14 protein-coding genes are annotated in these 20,075 nt (G+C 64.1%); 1 reads left to right on the top strand and 13 read right to left on the bottom strand.

Translation table 11 applies throughout. The features are described from left to right. Window positions 1-38 precede the first annotated feature (38 nt). The 10 genes from hfq to ndk form a co-directional block, all read right to left on the bottom strand. A complete protein-coding gene (gene hfq / locus AC07OK_RS03440) occupies window positions 39-275 on the bottom strand; it encodes an RNA chaperone Hfq (protein WP_010399872.1) in 237 nt (78 codons plus the stop codon). A 183-nt stretch (window positions 276-458) separates the two neighbouring features. Then, window positions 459-1,805, bottom strand: coding sequence for a ribosome biogenesis GTPase Der (gene der, locus AC07OK_RS03445; protein ID WP_492924358.1), 1,347 nt, complete (start codon window positions 1,803-1,805; stop codon window positions 459-461). A gap of 4 nt (window positions 1,806-1,809) precedes the next feature. Beyond that, on the bottom strand, window positions 1,810-2,946 hold the full coding sequence (gene bamB, locus AC07OK_RS03450) for an outer membrane protein assembly factor BamB (protein ID WP_494688957.1): 1,137 nt from the start codon (window positions 2,944-2,946) through the stop codon (window positions 1,810-1,812). Between the two features lie 47 nt (window positions 2,947-2,993). Then, window positions 2,994-3,647, bottom strand: coding sequence for a YfgM family protein (locus AC07OK_RS03455; RefSeq protein WP_494688958.1), 654 nt, complete (start codon window positions 3,645-3,647; stop codon window positions 2,994-2,996). 51 nt (window positions 3,648-3,698) lie between these two features. Continuing rightward, a complete protein-coding gene (gene hisS / locus AC07OK_RS03460) occupies window positions 3,699-5,042 on the bottom strand; it encodes a histidine--tRNA ligase (protein WP_494688959.1) in 1,344 nt (447 codons plus the stop codon). Next, window positions 5,029-6,288, bottom strand: a complete 1,260-nt coding sequence (ispG, locus tag AC07OK_RS03465) for a flavodoxin-dependent (E)-4-hydroxy-3-methylbut-2-enyl-diphosphate synthase (protein WP_494688960.1) — start codon at window positions 6,286-6,288, stop codon at window positions 5,029-5,031. The genes hisS and ispG overlap by 14 nt, the downstream gene beginning before the upstream one ends. A 39-nt stretch (window positions 6,289-6,327) precedes the next feature. Further along, window positions 6,328-7,308: a helix-turn-helix domain-containing protein gene (locus AC07OK_RS03470; protein ID WP_494688961.1), complete on the bottom strand. Its 981-nt coding sequence runs from the start codon at window positions 7,306-7,308 to the stop codon at window positions 6,328-6,330. A 13-nt stretch (window positions 7,309-7,321) separates the two neighbouring features. Continuing rightward, window positions 7,322-8,143 (bottom strand): type IV pilus biogenesis/stability protein PilW, encoded by an 822-nt coding sequence (pilW, locus tag AC07OK_RS03475; protein WP_494688962.1) that lies wholly within the window; start codon window positions 8,141-8,143, stop codon window positions 7,322-7,324. Beyond that, window positions 8,143-9,315: a dual-specificity RNA methyltransferase RlmN gene (gene rlmN, locus AC07OK_RS03480; RefSeq protein WP_494688963.1), complete on the bottom strand. Its 1,173-nt coding sequence runs from the start codon at window positions 9,313-9,315 to the stop codon at window positions 8,143-8,145. The genes pilW and rlmN overlap by 1 nt, the downstream gene beginning before the upstream one ends. A 72-nt stretch (window positions 9,316-9,387) precedes the next feature. After that, a complete protein-coding gene (gene ndk / locus AC07OK_RS03485) occupies window positions 9,388-9,795 on the bottom strand; it encodes a nucleoside-diphosphate kinase (RefSeq protein WP_020701986.1) in 408 nt (135 codons plus the stop codon). Window positions 9,796-10,065: 270 nt separating this feature from the next. Between ndk and AC07OK_RS03490 the strand changes: the two genes are divergently transcribed. Continuing rightward, window positions 10,066-10,749, top strand: coding sequence for a Bax inhibitor-1/YccA family protein (locus AC07OK_RS03490; protein WP_494688964.1), 684 nt, complete (start codon window positions 10,066-10,068; stop codon window positions 10,747-10,749). 57 nt (window positions 10,750-10,806) lie between these two features. Here AC07OK_RS03490 and pbpC read toward each other — a convergent pair whose 3' ends face one another. From pbpC to rlmD, 3 genes are all read right to left on the bottom strand, one after another. Next, a complete protein-coding gene (gene pbpC, locus AC07OK_RS03495; RefSeq protein WP_494688965.1) occupies window positions 10,807-12,906 on the bottom strand; it encodes a penicillin-binding protein 1C in 2,100 nt (699 codons plus the stop codon). Continuing rightward, window positions 12,903-18,638, bottom strand: coding sequence for an alpha-2-macroglobulin family protein (locus tag AC07OK_RS03500; RefSeq protein ID WP_494688966.1), 5,736 nt, complete (start codon window positions 18,636-18,638; stop codon window positions 12,903-12,905). Before AC07OK_RS03500 ends, pbpC begins: the two co-directional genes overlap by 4 nt. 79 nt (window positions 18,639-18,717) lie before the next feature. Further along, window positions 18,718-20,055: a 23S rRNA (uracil(1939)-C(5))-methyltransferase RlmD gene (gene rlmD / locus AC07OK_RS03505; protein ID WP_494688967.1), complete on the bottom strand. Its 1,338-nt coding sequence runs from the start codon at window positions 20,053-20,055 to the stop codon at window positions 18,718-18,720. Window positions 20,056-20,075 lie beyond the last annotated feature (20 nt).

Here is a 20,075-nt window from a genome sequence, read left to right on the forward strand (position 1 = left end):
AGGCTGGGCGAGTTGAGTAGAAGCGGTGTTGCAAGCGCTTATTCCGCTTCGGGTTCAATGTTGAGGTTGACGGCGCGTGCCGGTACCACGGTGGAGATGGCGTGCTTATAAACCATCTGGGTCACGGTGTTACGCAGCAGTACGACGTACTGGTCGAACGATTCGATATGGCCCTGCAGCTTGATGCCGTTGACCAGGTAGATCGAGACAGGAACATGCTCTTTGCGCAAGGCATTGAGGAATGGGTCTTGTAACAGTTGCCCTTTGTTGCTCATAACAGCTCCATTTTATGTTGTTGTGTTGGAATTGGAGGCGAAACGCTTAATTTCAAGTACGTGGCCCAGCGAAAGTCAAACAATTTTCGCTGAAACACCGTTCGCCATGCCGGGAATGGTGCTTCTAAGCCACTGTAACCTGTTTTTGTCTTTTTTGCAGGGCGCACCTGCAAAAAAAACCGCTTATTTCGACTGAGTTTTTGCGAACGGGTTTTTACCGGTGCGCAGTTCGATGCGCAGCGGCGTGCCCACCAGCTGGAAGGTGTCGCGGAAATGCTTTTCCAGGTAGCGCTTGTACGGCTCGCCGACCGCGTCCAGGGCATTGCCGTGGATGACGATCACCGGCGGGTTCATGCCGCCCTGGTGCGCATAACGCAGCTTAGGACGGATCGACCCCTTGCGGCGCGGCTCCTGCTTCTCCACGGCCTCGATCAGGGCGCGGGTCAGCTTCGGCGTCGACAGGTTGCACATGGCGGCGGCGTAGGCCGCTTCAACCGACTTCATCAGTGGAGCGATGCCCTGCGACTTCAACGCCGAGATGAAGTGCATCTTGGCGAAGGACAGGAAGTCCAGCTTGCGGTCGATGTCGATCTTGATCTCGTCGCGCTCGTCGGTGCGCAGGCCGTCCCACTTGTTGACGGCGATCACCAGCGCGCGGCCGGTCTCGAGCACGAAGCCGGCGATGTGGGCGTCCTGCTCGGAGATGTCCTGCTGGGCGTCGAGCATCAGCACGACGACGTTCGCTTCCGAGATCGATTGCAGGGTTTTCACGACCGAGAATTTCTCGATCGCTTCGAACACCTTGCCGCGGCGGCGGATACCGGCCGTGTCGATCAGCGTGTACTGCTTGCCTTCGCGCTCGAACGGAATCTCGATCGAGTCGCGGGTGGTGCCCGGCATGTCGAAGGCGATCACGCGCTCTTCACCCAGCAGGGTGTTGATCAGCGTAGACTTGCCGACGTTCGGACGGCCGACCAGCGCCAGCTTGATGCCGTGCTCGGTCTTTTCCAGTTCCTCGGGATCGTCCGGACGCTGGGCGAAGGCCAGGTCCAGCGCCTCCTCCACCAGGTCGGCGACGCCGTCGCCGTGTGCCGACGAGATCGAGTAAGGCTCGCCCAGTCCCAGTTCGTAGAACTCGGCGACGACCGCGGTGTAGCGCATGCCTTCCGACTTGTTCACGACCAGCATGACCGGACGGCCGCTTTTACGCAGGAAGTCGGTAATGGTTTTGTCATGCGGCGTCAGGCCCTGGCGGCCGTCGACCAGGAACACGACGATGTCGGCTTCGGCCACGGCCTGCTTGGTCTGCAGCGCCATCTGATGCATGATGCCTTCCTTGGCGACCGGCTCGAAGCCGCCCGTGTCGATGACGAGGAAGGGACGTTCGCCGACACGGCCCTCGCCATAGTGACGATCGCGCGTCAACCCAGGCAAGTCCGCCACCAGCGCATCGCGCGAGCGGGTCAGACGATTAAACAAGGTCGATTTCCCTACATTGGGTCGACCCACTAGTGCGATTACCGGCTTCATTTTATTACTCGACCGCGAGAGCGGTCACTGTCCCTGATTGGGTTTGGAAAATCAAATTCGTGCCGGCGATGACAGGGTCCGATTGGATCGGGCTGCCGTCGGTCGCGGCGCGACCTAGTAATGCGCCATCTTCCCGTGACAGGAGATGGACATATCCCTGGTAGTCGCCCACGGCAATTGCACGGCCGTAGGAGACTGGCGTCGACAGGCGGCGGTAAGCCAGCTTGTCGTTCTTCCAGGCGTTGCTGCCGTTTTCACGGCTGTAGGCTGCAACTTCACCTTTGTCGTCGGAGACGAATACAAAACGCTGGTCCACCGCCACGCCCACGTCGGACGAAGCAGGCTTGCTCCAGTGCGGCGCGCCGGTGATGGCGTCGAAACAGGCCACGCGGCCCTGATACGACACGGCGCAGACATCTTTTTCCAGGATCACCGGGGTGCCGGCGATGTCGGTGACGCGTTCCAGCTCGGTGGCGCCGCGCGGTTCGCCGACCACCACTTCAAAGCGCGGCAGGCCGGTGGCCAGCACCAGCGCCAGCAGCTTGCCGCCCGGCTGGGCCACGTACACATTCGGGCCGTTGACCACCATGCCCGGCGCGTTGCGCAGGGTCAGGGCCGGCGTGGTGCGGGTGACGTTCCAGCGCTTGGCGCCGGTCTTGGCGTCATACGCGGTGATCAGGTTGTCGACGCTGCGCACGATGACCACGCCGCCGCCGACCACTGGCGACGACAGCACTTCGCTCGACGCCTGGCCTTTCCACAACTGCTTGCCGCTGGCGTCGTACGCAAGGATAACACCCTTGACGCCGCCGACCACCACCACCTCGCCGTCGGTGCCGACGCCGGCCGTCAGGTCGGTGCCGGTCTTGACGCGCCATTGCTCCTTGCCGGTGGCCGCGTTCAGGCGCGCCAGCGCGCCGTCGGCGTCGGCCACGTACAGGTTGTCGCCGGCCAGCGCCGGGGTAAAGACGGCGGTGCCGGCCTTGCCCATCGAGTATTTCCAGACCGTCTTGGGCGTGGTGCCGCCCTTCAGTTCCACCAGCGGCGCCGGCAGGTTCTTGGTATCTTTGGACGAGAACAAGGAACAACCGGCCAACATCGCAAACACGCTTGCAGCAATAACTTTTTCGGTAATACGCATTTTTTAACCTTGATCTGGAGGCGCCGACATCGGCCGGCGCCGATGAATTACGCTGCGTCCTTGGCGGCAGGCACGGTGCCGCCGATGGCTTCAAACTTCAGCTGGATCAGCTGGCGGCCAGGGTTCTTCTTGTCGGTCGCGTCCAGCGCGGCCTGGTAGGCGGCGCGGGCTTCCACCAGCTTGTTCTGCGCGACCAGGATGTCGCCCTTGCGGTCGGCCACGGAGCCGGCGAACTGCGGCGCCACATCGCCTGCCAGCACCTTCAGCGCTTCATCGTAGGCTTTCTCGTCCAGCAGCAGGCCAGCCAGGCGCACCTTGGCCACCGACTTGAACTCGTCGCCGCCATGTTCCGCCGCCCATTGCAGCTGGGCCTTGGCCGATTTCATGTCATTCGCTTCGAAGCTGCTCTTGGCCGCCACCAGCGCGCTCATCGAGGCGTAGGCGGTGTTGCCGAATTTGCTTTCCATGTCGCCGGCGGCGCGCAGCACCTTGGCGTTGTCTTTCGCGTTCACGGCCGCCTGCACTTCGTCGTACAGCGCGGCGGCTTGCGTCGCCTGGTTGCGCTGGTAGTAGCTCCAACCGGTGAAGCCCGAATACGCGGCCAAGCCGGCGATCAGCACCCACGAGGTCAGATTGCCGTACTTGTCCCACCATGCTTTGAGGGTCGCAATTTGTTCTTGTTCTTCGAGATCGTATGCCATGTCAGTTCGCCTGCTAGAGGTTAAGTAGATGCGGTTTATAAAAAGTACGGCTTAGTGATTGCAATGCTCGTCGTGCACGTGGTGGTGGTGGTCGCCGCTGTCGGTGATCTGGTCGACCACGAAATCGACGACGTCGTCGAACGGCACCGTCGATTGCTGCGCCGCGCCCTCTTCCGCGCGCATCGCCTTGACGCTGGCGGTGTGGTTGGCCACTTCGTCCTCGCCGATGATGACGGCGAACGAGGCGCCGCTGCCATCGGCTTTTTTCATTTGCGTCTTGAAGCTGCCGGGGCCGTTGGCGGTCGAGGCGTGCATCACCACATCCAGGCCGGCGTCGCGCAGGCGCTCGCCCAGCACGAAGGCTTGCAGCTGCGCCGCCTCACCCTGGTGCACCAGGTAGACGTCGCACTGGTCAGGCGCGGCCGGCTCGCCGGCTTCCTTCATCAGCTCCAACAGGCGCTCGATGCCCATCGCGAAACCGACGGCGGGCGTCGGCTTGCCGCCGAAGGAAGCGATCAGCGGATCGTAACGGCCGCCGGCGCACACGGTGCCTTGCGAGCCCAGTGCGTCCGTCACCCATTCGAACACGGTACGGTTGTAGTAATCGAGGCCGCGCACCAGGCGCGGGTTGATCACGTACGAGATGTTGTTGTGGTCGAGGATCTTGCGCACGCCGTTGAAGTGGGCCAGCGACTCCTCGCCCAGGTAGTCCAGCAGCTTGGGCGCGGCGGTGACGATTTCCTGCAGCGCCGGATTCTTGGTGTCGAGGATGCGCAGCGGGTTGCTGTGCAGGCGGCGCTTGGCTTCGGCGTCCAGCACGTCCTCGTGCTTTTCGAGGTAGGCGATCAGGTCGACGCGGTGGCGCGCGCGCTCTTCGGCGTCGCCGATCGAGTTCAGTTCGAGGCGGATGTTTTCCAGGCCCAGGTCATCCCACAGGCGGCGGCACAGCATGATCATTTCGGCGTCGATGTCCGGGCCGTTGAAGCCGACGGCTTCGCAGCCGAACTGGTAGAACTGGCGATAGCGGCCGCGCTGCGGACGCTCGTGGCGGAACATCGGGCCGGTGTACCAGACGCGCTTCGGACCTTCGTAGACCAGGTTATGCTCGATCACCGCGCGCACCACGCCGGCCGTGCCTTCAGGGCGCAGGGTCAGCTTGTCGCCGTTCATCGAATCCTCGAAGGAGTACATTTCCTTTTCCACGATGTCGGTCACGGCGCCGATGGCGCGCGAGAACAGCGCGGTGTTTTCCACGATCGGCGTGCGTATCTGCTGGAAGCCATAGCTTTGCACCACCGATTGCGCGGTGTTCTCGAACAGCTGCCACAGATGGGAGTCAGTCGGCAGGATGTCGTTCATGCCTTTGACGGCGACAATTTTCTCAGTTTTGGACATAATTCTTTTTCACGTAATTCAGTACGATTTCCTGGAACTCTTCAACGATGCGCTCACCGCGCAAGGTGGCGAACTTGGCGCCGTCGACGAACACCGGCGCGGCCGGCGATTCGCCGGTGCCCGGCAGGCTGATGCCGATGTTGGCGTGCTTCGATTCGCCGGGGCCGTTGACGATGCAGCCCATCACGGCCACGTTCATCGCCTCCACGCCCGGGTAGGTCTTTTTCCACTCCGGCATCTGGTCGCGCAGATAGGTCTGGATATTGTCTGCCAGCTCCTGGAAGGTGGTCGAGGTGGTGCGGCCGCAACCGGGGCAGGCGATCACCATCGGCGTAAATTTGCGCAGGCCCATGGTCTGCAGGATCTCCTGGCCGACCACGACTTCCTTGGTGCGGTCGCCGCCCGGCTCCGGCGTCAGCGAGATGCGGATGGTGTCGCCGATGCCCTCTTGCAGCAGCACCGACAGCGCGGCCGTCGAAGCGACGATACCCTTGCTGCCCATGCCGGCCTCGGTCAGGCCCAGGTGCAGCGGATAGTCGCAGCGCCTGGCCAGCTCGCGGTACACGGCGATCAAATCCTGCACGCCGGAGACCTTGCACGACAGGATGATCTTGTCGCGGCCCAGGCCCAGTTCCTCGGCGCGCACGGCGTTCTCGATGGCCGAGGTGATCAGCGCCTCGTACATCACCGCCTGTGCGGACCACGGCTCGGCGCGGCCGGCGTTTTCGTCCATGATGCGGGCCAGCAGCGCCTGATCCAGGCTGCCCCAGTTGACGCCGATGCGCACCGGCTTGTCGTAGCGCGCGGCCACTTCGATCATCTGCGCGAACTGCGTGTCGCGCTTGGCGCCCTTGCCGACGTTGCCGGGATTGATGCGGTACTTCGACAGCGCCTTGGCGCAGTCAGGATAATCGTTCAACAGCGTGTGGCCGTTGTAGTGGAAGTCGCCGACCAGCGGCACGTCGATCTCCATCTTGTCCAGCTGTTCGCGGATGTACGGCACCGCGGCTGCAGCTTCTGGACGGTCCACCGTCAGGCGCACCAGCTCCGAACCGGCACGCGCCAGTTCCTTGATCTGGATCGCGGTCTCGATCACGTTGGCGGTGTCGGTATTGGTCATCGACTGCACCACCACGGGGGCGTCGCCGCCCACCCAGATCTTGCGCTGGCCGTGCGAAACCAGCACGCTGCGGCTGGCGCGGCGATTCAATGGTCCCGAAGGAATAGCTGTTTGCGTTGAAGACATGGTTGTACTCGTACTTTTAACTTATTTGACTTATTTGACTTATTTGATATTGACGCGCGAAATCGTACCGCCTGCGACCGGCGGCAACGCCAGCGGCGCGCCGCCCAGCGTGGCTTCCACGCCGCTCGGTTTGCCGACGATCAGCAGCGCCGGATCCTTGATGTCAAAGGTCTCGGTGCTGCCGGCTTTTACCAGCCGCGAAATCAGCGGCGTCGTGCCCGGGCGGCGGATTTCCACCCACGAATCCTGCGTTACCTTCAGCACCAGTTGGCTGCCGTTGGCCGTCGCTGCGGCGGCGGCTGGCGGCGACACCTGCGCGACCGGCGCCGGCGCTGGCGCCGGCGTTGCTGCGGCCGGCGCGGTGGTTGCCGGCGCCGGCGCCGCATCCGTCGCTGCGCCTTGCGGCGGCACCGAAATCAGCGGCACGCTTGGCGACTGCAACGGCGCCGTTTCCTGGCCTGGTTTAATCAGCGCGGTTTCGATCGGCGCGACCGCCACATCGGCCGGCTTGGGCGCCTCGACGGCGGCGCTGGCCGCTGCATCCTTGTCCGAACGCTGGAACAGCGTCGCCGGTATCAACCCTGCCTGGTAGGCGTAGGCGCCGGCGGCGGCAACCACCACCACGACCGCAACGCCGACCAACCATGCGGCCGGACCAGGCGAACGTCCCGTCATCGACGGAAAGCGCGACTCGGTGAAGGTGGCCGCGATTTCCTTGCGCGGCGGCGCCGCTTCATGGCTGGTTGGCGAGATAACTTCGATCATCGCCACCAGCGGCGTGGCGTCCAGCTTCACGACCTTGGCGTAGGCGCGCACAAAGCCGCGCACCACGGCCATGTTGGGGAGCGCGGCGTAATCGCCTGCTTCCAGCGCCTTGACCTGGCGTGGCGCCAGTTTCAGTTGATCGGCAATCTGTTCGACCGTCAGCCCCATCGCTTCGCGCTGGGCTGCCAGTTGTGCTCCGGGCGTGGCCAGGCTGCTGCCCTGGTCCTTTGGCGGTTCTGCCCACTCTGAATTCATTGGTATCCCTGTCTCACTCATCAAACGCCCCACGTTGATAAGCAGCATACTCGGTCGAACCGGGGTGGTGGCGGCGCAATTGCGTCGCCCAGCTGGTTTCCGCACCCGTGTCGCCCACTCTATGCTGCACCTTAATCCCGAGCCACAGCACATCGGCCGTCAGGCTCTCCATCTTTGCCACCTTGTTCAGACGGGTAATGAAGAAATTGGCGCGCACATAATCGCGCTTTTCAAAATATACCCGCGCCAGATTGGCGTTGGTGGCCGGCAGGTCGGGCGTCAACTGCAAGGCTTGCAGCAGATAACGCTCCGCGCTGGCGTAATCCTTGATCTTCAATGCGCAGGAACCGGCATTGTTCGCGGCGTTGGCCGGCGAACGGTAGGCGCGGTTACCCAGCGCCGCGTCGAACAGCGGCAGCGCCTCGGCCACGCGGCCGGCCTGGCACAGGAAAGAGCCGTAATTGTTGGCCAAATCCGGATTCGCCGGCGCCAGCTTGCGGGCGCGGACGAAGTTGTCTTCGGCCAGGCCCTGCTCGCCCATCGCCTGGTAAATCAGGCCGCGCATGCCGTAGCCGTCGGCGTAATTCGGATCGGCGGCCAGCGCCAGCTTCACCTCGTCCAGCGCGAAGGTGTACTGCGCCTGCTGGAAGTAGCCGACCGCCAGCTGCATGCGGATCTCCACCTTGCGCTGGGCTGCGGTCTGGTCCGACACGGTGGTCAGCTCGGCCTGGCCGCTCTTGCCTCGCTCCGGTCCCGACGACGCGCAGCCGGCCAACGCCCCCGCCGCGCACAAGGCGACGAGGCTGAGCCGGCTACGCTGCGCCAGGAAGGTCATCAGGAACGGATCTCCACGATCTTGCCGAAGTCAGCGCCGAATTTCTGCTGGTACTCGGCCATTTTTTCCATGCGCTGGGCGACCTTGGTGCGGTCCTGGACTTCGCCGGCCAGCTGGCCGCAGGCGGCGTCGATGTCGTCGCCGCGCGTCTTGCGGATGGTGGTGACGATGCCGCCGTCGACCAGGATCTGGGCGAAGGCCTTGATGCGCGGGTTCTTGGAGCGCAGCAGGCCCGATTCCGGGAAGGGATTGAACGGAATCAGGTTGAATTTGCAGTTGACGCCGAACTCGCGGTCCTGCACCAGGGCCAGCAGTTCGCGGGCGTTGTCGTCGGAGTCGTTGACGCCGTCGAGCATGCAGTACTCGAAGGTGATGAAGTCGCGCGGCGCAAATTCCAGGTAGCGCTTGCAGGCGGCCATCAGCTCTTTGAGCGGGTATTTTTTGTTCAGCGGGATCAGGCTATCGCGCAGCTTGTCGTTCGACGCGTGCAGCGAGACGGCCAGCGCCACCGGCACTTCCTGCGCCAGCTTGTCCATCATCGGCACCACGCCGGAGGTGGACAGGGTCACGCGGCGGCGCGACAGGCCGTAGGCGTTATCGTCCAACATCAGCTTGAGGGCGGTGGCGGTCGGCTCGAAGTTCAGCAGCGGCTCGCCCATGCCCATCATGACCACGTTGGTGATCTGGCGTTCGCCTTTCGGGCCGGGCTCGATGCCCTTGGTGCGGCGCAGTTCGAATTCCGCCATCCACAGCTGGCCGATGATTTCGCCCACGCTCAGGTTGCGCGAGAAACCTTGCTTGCCGGTCGAGCAGAAGCGGCAGTTGACGGCGCAGCCGGCCTGGGTCGAGATGCACAGCGTGCCGCGGTTCTCTTCCGGGATGAACACGGTTTCGACCGCGTTGCCGTTGCCGACGTCGACCAGCCACTTGCGGGTGCCGTCGGTCGACGTGTGGTCGCTGATGACGGCCGGCGCCGTGACGTGGGCGCGGGTTTTCAGTTTGTCGCGCAGCGACTTGGCCAGATCGGTCATGCTGTCGAAATCCGACGCACCGAATTGGTGGATCCAGCGTTGCAGTTGCTTGGCGCGGAACGGCTTCTCCCCCAACTCGGCGCAATAAGCGATAAGTTGCGCGGGATCGAAGTCCAGCAAGTTGGTCAGAGGTGCGTTCATATTCAGGTTCAAAACAGTACTAATCATTTATTCCGTTTCCGCACCGCGGCGCGGAAACGGATCTACTAAAAATTACTTACCGAAGAAGTAAGCGATTTCAACTTGGGCGGCTTCGACAGCGTCGGAACCGTGAACAGCGTTAGCGTCGATCGAATCGGCGAAGTCGGCGCGGATGGTGCCTTTTTCTGCCTTCTTAGGATCGGTGGCGCCCATCAGTTCGCGGTTTTTCAGGACTGCGTTTTCGCCTTCCAGCGCCTGGATCATGACAGGACCGGAGACCATGAAGTCAACCAGATCCTTGAAGAAGCCGCGCTCTTTGTGCGCAGCGTAGAAGCCTTCAGCTTCTTCACGCGACAGTTGCTTCATTTGAGCAGCAACGATCTTCAGGCCAGCGCCTTCGAAACGGCTGTAGATTTGGCCGATGACGTTTTTTGCAACTGCGTCTGGTTTGATGATCGACAGGGTGCGTTCGATTGCCATTTAAAAAACTCCAATAAAAAGAAAGGTTTAAAACAAAATTGATAACTCAATCAACCTTTGATTTTACCATAGAACACCCCATATACCGAGAATCGGGCGTAGATAAGCTTGCAAGAGCGGCCATATTCGCCGGTTTGGCGGGCAAATATTAGGACTATGCCTAGATTAAGCCATCTTTAAGCGGGTTTCGGGGCCTATTTTGCGCATTTTTACCCCGGCGTGCTATCCTTTTGGCAAGCGGTATTTGAATCACTCTGAAGGAGGTTCCTTATGAACAACATGCAAAACACCTACGACCTGGCGGGAAGCCGCCAGTCGGTGCAGCACAAAGTGCTGCGCAACACCTACTGGCTGCTGGCGCTGTCGATGGTGCCGACGATTTTCGGCGCGGTGCTGGGCGTAGGCCTGCAGCTGCCGCTGGGCGGCGGGATGATGAGCCTGCTGTTCCTGGCGGTTGCCTTTGGTTTCATCTGGGGCATTGAAAAGAACAAGGATTCCGGCGTGGGCGTGGCCCTGCTGCTGGGCTTCACGTTCTTCATGGGCCTGATGCTGACGCCGATCCTGTCGTTCACGCTGCGCGCCTACACCAACGGCGCCTTCCTGATCATGACGGCGTTCGGCGGCACGGCGACCGTGTTTACGGTGCTGGCCACGGTGGCCACCGTCTCCAAGCGCGATTTCTCGGGCATGGGCACCTGGCTGTTCGCCGGTCTTATCGTGCTGATGCTGGCGTCCTTGGCCAACATCTTCCTGAACATTCCGGCCATGTCGCTGGTGATTTCGGTGGTTGCGGTCGTGATCTTCTCGGCCTACATCCTGTACGACGTGCAGCAGATCATCAACGGTGGCGAGACCAACTACATCCGCGCCACGCTGAGCATCTACCTGGACGTGTACAACGTCTTCGTCAACCTGCTGCGCCTGCTGGGCATCTTCGGCGGCAGCCGCGACTAAGCGACACCCGCAACACCCTCGAAAGCCGGCCCAGCGCCGGCTTTTTTATTGGCGGAGTTAGCGGACGTGGAAGCGGGTGCTGGCGACGACCTGGGCGTTGGCGTCGATCAGGGCCAGCTGGTGCGGGCCGGGGCTGGGGCGCCAGGCGTAGTCGGCGCTGGCCTGGCCCAGATCGGCACCGTCCAGGCGCCAGTACAGGCCCTTCCCGGCCTGGGCCTGGAAGAACACACGTTGGACGGCGTCCGGGATGTCGGGGTCGATGGCGATGATGCTGGCTTCGCCCGGATACAGGATCTTCGGCGCGCGCTGCGTGTCCTGCACCAGCGCGATGACCGGCGTTTCGGTGCCGGCGATGAACCATTCGCCGCGCGCCGATTCCAGCGCAGGCTGGTAGACGATCTGCTGGCGCAGCACGCCGGCCGGCGGTTGCGGCGCGCGACTGGCCTGGCCCCGGTGCAGGTAGTCCATCACGTCGCGCCACACCGGCGCCGCGCCGGTGACGCCGGAAACGTTCCACATCGACTGCCCGTCGAAATTGCCGACCCAGACGCCAACCGTGAATTTGTCCGAATACCCCATGCACCAGTTGTCGTGCATGTCCTTGCTGGTGCCGGTCTTGACCGCACTCCAGAAAGTGGTGGCCAGCTCGTTCTTCAAACCGAAAGTCAGGCTGCGCGCGGCGCGGTCGGACAGGATATCGCCGACGATGAAGGCGGCCTTGGGATCAAGCACGCGGCGCGGCGAAGGCTGCGCACCGGCACGCGGCGCCAATGTCGCCACGCCGTACATGCCGCCGTTGGCCAACGTGCGATAGGCGTTGCTCAACTCCAGCAGCGATACTTCGGCGGAACCCAACGCCAGCGAATAGCCATAAAAGTCCGGCGACTCGGTCAGGCTGCTCAACCCCACGTCATGCAGGCGCTCGTAGAAGCGCTCCATGCCGGTCATCACCAAGGTGCGCACCGCCGGCACGTTGAGCGAACTGGCCAGGCTGGTGCGCACGCTGACGTGGCCCTTGAAGTCTTTGTCATAGTTCTGCGGGATGTACAGGCCGGACGGGGTGGAGATGTCGATCGCCGTATCGTCCATCACCGATGCCGCCGTGATCAGCTTGCGCTCCAGCGCCAGCTCGTACAGGAAGGGCTTGAGCGTGGACCCTGCCTGCCGCAGCGCCGCCACGCCATCGACCTCGCCGCCACCCGCATTGCCGACGTAGGCCAGTATCTCGCCGCTGGCGTTATCCAGCACCACCAGCGCTCCGTCGTTGACGTTGCGCTCCCTCAGCGTCATCAGCTGCTGGCGCAAGGCTGTTTGCGCGTATCGCTGCAAATCGCCATCGAGCGTGCTGCGCACCGCCTTGCCGCCACTAGTCAGCAGCTGCTGCGCCACTTGCGGCGCCTGCGGCAGCTCGGCCGCCAGCAACGGGCGGCCCATCGCGATCAAGGTCCGCAGCTCGATCTCGCTGCAGGTGGCCGGCGCCTTGAGCTCACGCGACAGCGCGCACGCGCGCTGCCACACAACCTTGGGCGTCGCGCCCGGCCCGCGCAGCAGGCTGGCAAGGATCATCGATTCGATCAGGTTCAGTCCCGACGGCGCCTTGCCGAACAAACCGCGCGCCGCCGCGCCCACGCCTTGCAGCTCGCCGCGGAACGACACCAGGTTCAGATAGGCTTCCATGATCTGCGGTTTGGTCCACGTCGCATCAAGCTGGCGGGCGGCCTTGATCTGGTCCCACTTCTGGCCCCAGCTGCGGCCCTTGGCCGACGCTTGCAGATGCGGGTCCAGCTGCGCCGCCAGCTGCATGGTGATGGTGGAGGCGCCGCGCGGACGGCTGCGGAACAGATTATCCCAGGCGGCCTTGGTGGCCGCGCTCCAGTCGACGCCTCCATGCTCGTAGAAGCGCTGGTCCTCGGCTTGCAGCACCGCCGCCGGCAGGCTGGGTGAGATATCGGCCAGCGCCACCCACGGCAGGCGGCGCACCTTCATGTCGATGCGCAGCGACTGCACCGGCTGGCCGTGACGGTCCAGCAGCTGCGCTTCCGACGAGCGGTAGCCGGCGCGCACCTGCTCCGGCGTGGGCACGCCGGCATCATCGGCAGATGCGGCCGGGCCGGCGACGCCGGCCAGCGCCAGCACGGTTGCTGCAATCAGTTTCATCTCACGCTCATCGGTGCATTCGGCGTTTCGCCAAACATCTCCGGGCTGTACATCGCTTCGACGCGCGTGGTAGGCAGGTTGAACTGGCCCGGATTATTCAAGCGCACAGTGTACTCCACGCTCCACTTGCCTTTCGGGACAAACTGGTAGAACGCGTGATAGCCCTCGAAGGTGCGTTCCTCGAACACCGGCCACGTCCAACCGCTGCTCTTGTTCCCGCTACCGAGCAGCTGCGAATCGCGCCCCAGGCCCGAGCCCAGCACCGTGGCGCTGGCGGGAATCGGATCATCCACCACCACCCAGGTCATGTCCGACTGCGCCTCCAGATCCAAGTGCACGCGATAGACGTCGCCACGCGACCAGACGCCGGCCTTCTTCTGATCCACCGGCGTGATGGTCTTGGCGATCTTGTAGCCGCTCGATACCGGCGTCTTGAGCGGCAGCGCGGCCAAAGTCTGCACCGTCACCCACGGCTTGCCCGTGCCGGCGTGGGCGAGTTCCAGCTCGCCGCTGCCGCGCGGCCACGGCAGCAGCACGCTGCCACCCTTGGTCGCGCCGCCAAAGGCGATACTCTTGCTGGCCCGCCCCAGCGTGGCGCTGCTGGTGCCGGTCACGGCGACGTTCTCGAACTTCTGCGAGAACCGGTCGATCGCCAGCGTGCCCCATGCATTGGCCACCGTCGTGCCCCAGCGGCCTTTCTTCTGGCGTCCCAACGCCCCGCGCGCTAGGCGGCCGATATCTTCCTTCCAGGCCGGGTTGTCCACCATCGCCAGCAGCAACCGGTTGGCGTTGCTGTCGGCGGAGGCCATCAGCCACCACCAGTCGTCGGTGCGCTCGGTCGAGAAGCCCATCGTCGTGCCTTGCAGGTTCAAGCGCGAACGCAGGATCTGGTCCGCCTGCGCTAATCGCTGCGCGTGCTGCGGCAGCTTGGGCGAACGCTTGAGCACCAGGTACCAGTCGATGACGGCGGACGTCGGCCACAAATTCGGCTCGACCGAGAACGACTCCAGCGCTTCCGGAAGAATGCCGTTGGAACGCGACAGCGCCTCCAACGCGGCCATCTTGCGGATCGCCAGGTCGGCGGTCGGCAGCGACGAATAGCGTGTCACCTTGCCCTGCACGAAGGCCATCAGGCCGCTCTCCATGCGACCCTTCAGTTCATCGGGAATGGCGTAGCCGGCTTCCTGCGAGGCTGACAGCACATAGGCGGTCAACGTGTCGGAACCCTGCTGCATGCTGGCGAAGTACTTGACCAGGCCATCGGCGTCCAGGTGCGCCGGCAGCGTATCGACCGCCGACTGCCACATCGCCTTGTCATGCAGCGCTATGGCGCGCGAGCTGACCTGCTCGAAGCATCGATACGGATAGTCCTTCATGTAGTCGCGCACACCCGGCAAATCGCTACCGAGGCTGGCGCTGAACTGCGCCTGCACGCCGCCGCGTCCCGGCAGCGCGTCGTCCGGCAGACGCACCTGCATGGACTGCTTGCCGTCCAGTTGCAACAAGGTCGCCTGCGTGGTGCGCACCGGCACGGCGGCCACCACTTTCTGCTTGACCTTCAGACGGTCGTGCGTCGCCGCACCGCCCTCGCCTTCAGTGACGATGCTGGCGCTCACGTCCCACGCCAGCGTGCTGACGGCCAGCGGCACCTGGTAGTCCCAGCCGATATCCTGCGCCTGCCCCGCCTCCAGCGACACCTGCTGCGGCGCCAGCGCCTTGCCGCCCGCATTGGCGCTCAGCGCCACCTTGACGGCGGCATTCGTGGTGTTACGCAGCGTGAAGCCGGCGCGGAAACGATCGCCCTCGCGCACCAGCGCGGGCAGGCCTGACAGCAGTATCAGATCCTGCGAGCTGCGCACCTCGGTGCGGCCGGTGCCGAACAAATCGGCGTTGGCGCTGGCGATGGCGACGATGCGGAAGGCCGTCAACGAATCGTTGATCGGCACCTGCACCGTGGCTTCTCCATTGGCGTCCAGCGTGACACGGGCCTTCCAGAACAGCAGCGTGTCGAACAGCTCTCGTCCCGCGCCCTTGCCGCCGCCACCGCCATGCGGCACGGCCTTGCGGCCGAAGTGGCGCTTGCCGACCACCTGCATCTGCGCGGTCGCCGTCTCCACTTGCAGACTGCGCTGCTGCATCATCGCCTCCAGCAGATCCCAGCTGGTGTTGGGCATCAGCTCCAGCAGGCCGACATCGACCGCCGCCAGCGCCACTTCGGCGCCGGCGGGCGGCGCGGTGCCGTCCGAGCGCGTGACCTTGACCGCCACCGTGGCCTTGTCTCGGATGTTGTAGACCGGCTTGTCCGCCGTGACCTGCACCTTCAGCTCATTGGCCGACCAGCCCACCCGCAACGGCGTGATGCCCAGCTTGTAGGCGGGCTTGCCCAGGTCGACCAGCGCGGTCGGCTGCACGCCGGCCACACGGCCGCGCACCACCAGCGCCGACACGTACACATTCGGCGCGTAGCTGTTCTTGACCGGGATGGTGAACACCGGCGAGCTGCCCGACAACGGACGCACATAGGTATCGATGATGCCTTCACGCTCCACGGTGATCAGCGCGGTCGCGTCACGGAACGGCATGCGCACCTGGAAGCTGGCCGTTTCGCCCGGCTCGTAGCGCTTTTTCTCCGGCAGCAGGTCGATGCGGTCGTTGTCGGTGGCGTTGAACCACCAGTCGGCGCCGTCGGCCACCCAGGTTTCGCGGTTGGTCATCGCCACACGCTGCTGGCCATCCTGCGTTTTGGCGCGCAGGATCAGGTTGCCCGACGCGGGCGCCTTGACCTGGCAGATCAGCAGGCCTTTGTTGTCGGTCTTGCCTTCGCAGGCGGCGCCCAGCGCCTTGACTTCGTTGTTGTTCTCGTAGGCGTAGAAGCCGCCGATCAGGCGCCGGCGGTGCGAGTACGACTGCCGCTGGAAGAAGTCCACCGACACCGGCGCGTCGGCCACCGGCTTGCCTTGCAGGTCCAGCACCACTACCTGGAATTTCAGCGCGTCCTTGCTCAACACCCAGCCGTCCGGCTGAATGCCGATCACGTAGCTGGACGGCCACAGGGGAATGCGGGCCGACACGGACAACGTCTCGCCGTTGGCGTCCTGGTAGGACATTTCGGCCGTCAGGTCGTGCGGCGTTTGCACCGTCGGCAGCTGGTCCAGCTTGACGCGTGCGCCGCCGGCCTTGTCCAATGTAAGGCTGCGGGTCTTGATGCCGGACGGGCCGCTGACCGCACCGCCGTTGGCATCGGCGTCGGCCTCGCCTTCCTCGAACATGCCGTCGTCCTCGTCGAAGGCGCCGTTGCTGCGCTCCACGCCGGTCTTGACGTCGCCGGTGCTGAAGGTGAAGTCCGCATAGTCTTCAAAGCTGACCGCCTTGTCCTGCACCACGGTGCGCAACTGCACCGCCGCGCCGCCGGCGCCGCCGCCGGACAGGTAGCTGAGCTGCACATCCAGATCCACCGCCGGCGCCTGGATGGCCGGCGTCTTCGGTCCTTGCAGCACGGCCTTCATGGTCGGCACGCGGAACTGCTCGACGCGGAAGCGCCCCGCCGTGCGGCCGCCCAGCATGACCGAGTACCAGCCCTGCTTGGCGTCGGCCGGGATCAGCCACTGGTTTTCCGCGCTGCCGTTGGCGCTCCAGGCGATCGGCAGCTCATATTTCTGCTCGCTCCCTTCATGCATGACGAAGATGCTGCCCGGCTGCGCCGTGCGCGCGGCGTCATGCCCGCCAACCTGCGCGATGCCTTGATTGACATGGCGACGCAGGAAGTGCTTCATGTGCACCGTCTCGCCGGCGCGCAGCAGCGTGCGGTCAAAGACCGTGGCGGCGATGACGTTGTCGGCGTTGCTGCCTTCGGTCGGCAGGTTGAAGCGCCAGCTCTCGATGCCGCGCGTCCAGCTGGACAGCGTAAAGGTCATGTCGGCGCCATTGCGCGCGCTGATGAAATAGCCGCCGGCGGATTCGCAGCTGGCCTCCGGCAGCTCCTGCGCGATGCTGGCCACGCCCATGCTGTTGGTGGCGCCCTGCCATATCTGCTTGCCGGCGCAATCGCGCACCGTCACCTGCGCCTGGGGAACCGGCTTGCCCTTATCCAGCGACGTCACCCACACCAGCGACGACTGCGCGCCGCGCTTGAAGTGCGCCACCATATTGGTCACCAGCGCCGCCGTGCTGATATAGGCGGTGGATGGCTTGTCGTTCAGCGCCGCGCCCAGCTTGGGGCTGGCCAGTTCGACCACGTAGAAGCCCGGCTTGCGCAGCGGGATGCCGACCACCTCGAACGCCTGGCGGCCGCCCGGCTTGGGCATGGTGAAGCGCTCGACCGCGCCCACCGGCGCCTGCCTGCTCTCGCCAAGCAGCGGCTGGTACAAGGCTTCGCCATACAGCTCCTGCGGTTCCCAGCCATAGCCGGACATGCGGCGCAGCCAGGACATGATCTGCCGGTCCTGCTCATCCTGCGCGACGCCGCCATCGTTGACGCGCAAGGCCGCGCCGTCGATCCGTGCGGTGCGCCCGGCCAGGCTGCCCTCGACATTACGCACCGTGACCGGCAGCAGGCGATCGCCCTTGGCTTCGATGATGCCGAAGCGCGCCGGGAACTTGACCAGCGGCGGCTGCACATCCGTCAGCACCGTCATCGGGAAGCGCGCCTGATTCAGCAAGGGGCGCTTGGCGTCGTCCTTCAAGCCGGCCGGCAGCGACAGTGTCAGTTTGGACTTCTCCGGGAACGGACCTTCGATGGTCAGCGAGTTAACGTAATCGGCCTTGGCTTCTTCCTTGTTGACGCTGGCCTTGAAGACTTTGCCACCTGGGCCGGTCAGCTTGACGGCCAGGGCATCGGCCATGCGGACCGGCGCTGTGAACTCCAGGCGCGCAGCCAGGAAGGGAATGCAGCCGCCGTTGGTCTTCAGCCTGTCGCAACTGAACTTGGCGGTAAATTCAGGCCGCGTCTTGTACGTCCAGGTCTGGTCCTGCGTGGTCGCGATGCCGCTGTCGGCCGCGATGCCCGCGCCCCAGACCAGCGACACTTCCGCGTTCGCGGGCAGGCGGCGCTTGCATTGCAGGACCGCCAGCGGCAGCTTCTCCAGGCGCTTGCTGCGCACCGTCGCCGTTGCGCCCCACACCACGCCGCGCGCCTTGAAGTAGACGGTCAGGTAGCGGTCCATGAAGGACTTGCGCTGCTCCAGTATCTGCTCGCGTTCCGCGCCGGCCAGCACGCGCACGCCGATTTTTTCGTTGATGCCTTCGGCGCGGCACCAGGCATGGGCGGCGACCGTTTCGTCGCTGGCCGGCGCGTCCAGGCCGAGGATGAAGATCTGCTGCTCGTCGATATCCGACGCGCCCTCGCGCGGCATCGACTGCACGATGGCGGGGCCGCCGGTGTTGAAGGCGAAGCGGCGTTCGCCGGCGAGCGGCTTGCCTGCCAGGTCCTTGGCGCCCTGCTTCAGCGTGAAGCTGCACGCCACGCCGGCCGGCAGGTCGCGGGCGAAATCGTAGCTCCAGTTTTTGCCGTCGATCCAGCGGCCCTTGCCCTCCTCCGGACACTCGACGGTGAACGGATCGCCCAGGCGCATGTCGCCCAGCGGGACCATCTGGCCGCTGAAGCGCGCGGTCGCCTGCCGCACGCCTTTGACGACGCCGGAGGGAGAAAACGAGGTGACGGAAGTCTGGGCCAGGACGGCCAGCGGCAGGCTGCACAAGGCGGCCATGCCGATAAAGCGGGACAGGAGGCGCATGCCATCTCCGGTGCTGATGAGGAATCAGACCAGTGTTGCAAACGCCCCCGGCAATGTCAACAACATTACAAGAAAAACATCAGGCTAGATTGAACACGCCCATCGATTCCACGTGCGAGGTGTGCGGGAACATATTGATCACGCCAGCCTTGTCGAGCACATAGCCGGCGTTGACCAGGATGCCGGCGTCGCGCGCCAGGGTCGACGGGCTGCATGAGACGTAGACGATACGCTTGGGCAGCAGGTCGGCGCGGGTCTGGCTCAGGGCCACCAGCGCTTCGCTCAGCGCCATGGCGCCGTCGCGCGGCGGGTCGATCAGCATGCGGTCGAACTTGCCCAGCTCGATCAGGTGATCGGCCGTGACCTCGAACAGGTTGCGGGTGTAGAAGGTGGTCTTGTCCGACAGGCCGTTGGCCTTGGCGTTGTCCAGCGCGCGTTCGGTGAGCGAGGTCAGGCCTTCGATGCCGACCACTTCGCGCGCCTGCGTCGCCAGCGGCAGCGTGAAGTTGCCCAGGCCGCAGAACAGGTCGGCCACGCGGTCTTCCGGCTGCACGTCCAGCAGACGCAGGGCTTTGACCACCAGCACGCGGTTGATGTAGTGGTTGACCTGCGTGAAGTCGACCGGCTTGAACGGCATCTTGATGCCGAACTCCGGCAGCTGATAGTACAGTGGCTGGTCCAGCGGATAAAAGGGCGCGGCCGTTTCCGGGCCCTTGGTCTGCAGCCAGAACTGGATATTGTGCAGGTCGGCGAACGCCTTCAGCTTGGCATCGTCGCCATCGCCCAGCGGCGACATGATGCGCAGCACCAGCGCGGTCACGCCCTCGCCGATCGCCAGTTCGATTTGCGGAATCTGGTCGAACAAGGTGAGCGAACCAATCAGCGCGCGCAGCGGCAGCAGCAGGTCCGACACATGCTTGGGCAGGATCAGGCAGCTCTTGATGTCGGCCACGAAGATGGTTTTCTTTTCGTTGAAGCCGACCAGCACCGTGTTCTTCTTGGCCACGTGGCGCACCGACAGGCGCGCGCGGTAGCGGTAGCCCCAGGTCGGGCCGTACATCGGACGCATCACCGACAGCGGACGCACCTTGCCGATGTGCTGCAGGTTATCTTCCAGCACGCGCTGCTTGATCGCCACCTGCGCGGTCGGCTCCAGATGCTGCATCGAGCAGCCGCCGCACATCTCGAAGTGCACGCACTCGGGTTTCACGCGCATATGGGATTCGTGCAGCAGCTCGTCCATGCGCGCCATTTCCCAGTTTTTCTTCTTCTTGAACGTGGTGAATTTCACCGTCTCGCCAGGCAATGCGCCTTCGACAAACACCACTTTACCTTGGGAGCCGTCTTCATTTTTCAGATGGCCGACGCCGCGGGCGTCCATGTCGAGCGACTTGATGAAGATTGTATTTTCTTGCATAACGTTCAATGTTGAATTGG

The organism is Duganella sp. GW821-FHT07G03 (assembly GCF_059418605.1).

Excerpts from the sequence above, each read along its gene's own strand:
- bamB (WP_494688957.1), bottom strand. The coding sequence starts at position 2,946 with ATGCGTATTACCGAAAAAGTTATTGCTGCAAGCGTGTTTGCGATGTTG.
- ispG (WP_494688960.1), bottom strand. The coding sequence starts at position 6,288 with ATGTCTTCAACGCAAACAGCTATTCCTTCGGGACCATTGAATCGCCGC.
- ndk (WP_020701986.1), bottom strand. The coding sequence starts at position 9,795 with ATGGCAATCGAACGCACCCTGTCGATCATCAAACCAGACGCAGTTGCA.
- AC07OK_RS03455 (WP_494688958.1), bottom strand. The coding sequence starts at position 3,647 with ATGGCATACGATCTCGAAGAACAAGAACAAATTGCGACCCTCAAAGCA.
- hisS (WP_494688959.1), bottom strand. The coding sequence starts at position 5,042 with ATGTCCAAAACTGAGAAAATTGTCGCCGTCAAAGGCATGAACGACATC.
- hfq (WP_010399872.1), bottom strand. The coding sequence starts at position 275 with ATGAGCAACAAAGGGCAACTGTTACAAGACCCATTCCTCAATGCCTTG.
- AC07OK_RS03470 (WP_494688961.1), bottom strand. The coding sequence starts at position 7,308 with ATGAATTCAGAGTGGGCAGAACCGCCAAAGGACCAGGGCAGCAGCCTG.
- AC07OK_RS03500 (WP_494688966.1), bottom strand. The coding sequence starts at position 18,638 with ATGCGCCTCCTGTCCCGCTTTATCGGCATGGCCGCCTTGTGCAGCCTG.
- rlmD (WP_494688967.1), bottom strand. The coding sequence starts at position 20,055 with ATGCAAGAAAATACAATCTTCATCAAGTCGCTCGACATGGACGCCCGC.
- der (WP_492924358.1), bottom strand. The coding sequence starts at position 1,805 with ATGAAGCCGGTAATCGCACTAGTGGGTCGACCCAATGTAGGGAAATCG.
- AC07OK_RS03490 (WP_494688964.1), top strand. The coding sequence starts at position 10,066 with ATGAACAACATGCAAAACACCTACGACCTGGCGGGAAGCCGCCAGTCG.
- rlmN (WP_494688963.1), bottom strand. The coding sequence starts at position 9,315 with ATGAACGCACCTCTGACCAACTTGCTGGACTTCGATCCCGCGCAACTT.
- pilW (WP_494688962.1), bottom strand. The coding sequence starts at position 8,143 with ATGACCTTCCTGGCGCAGCGTAGCCGGCTCAGCCTCGTCGCCTTGTGC.
- pbpC (WP_494688965.1), bottom strand. The coding sequence starts at position 12,906 with ATGAAACTGATTGCAGCAACCGTGCTGGCGCTGGCCGGCGTCGCCGGC.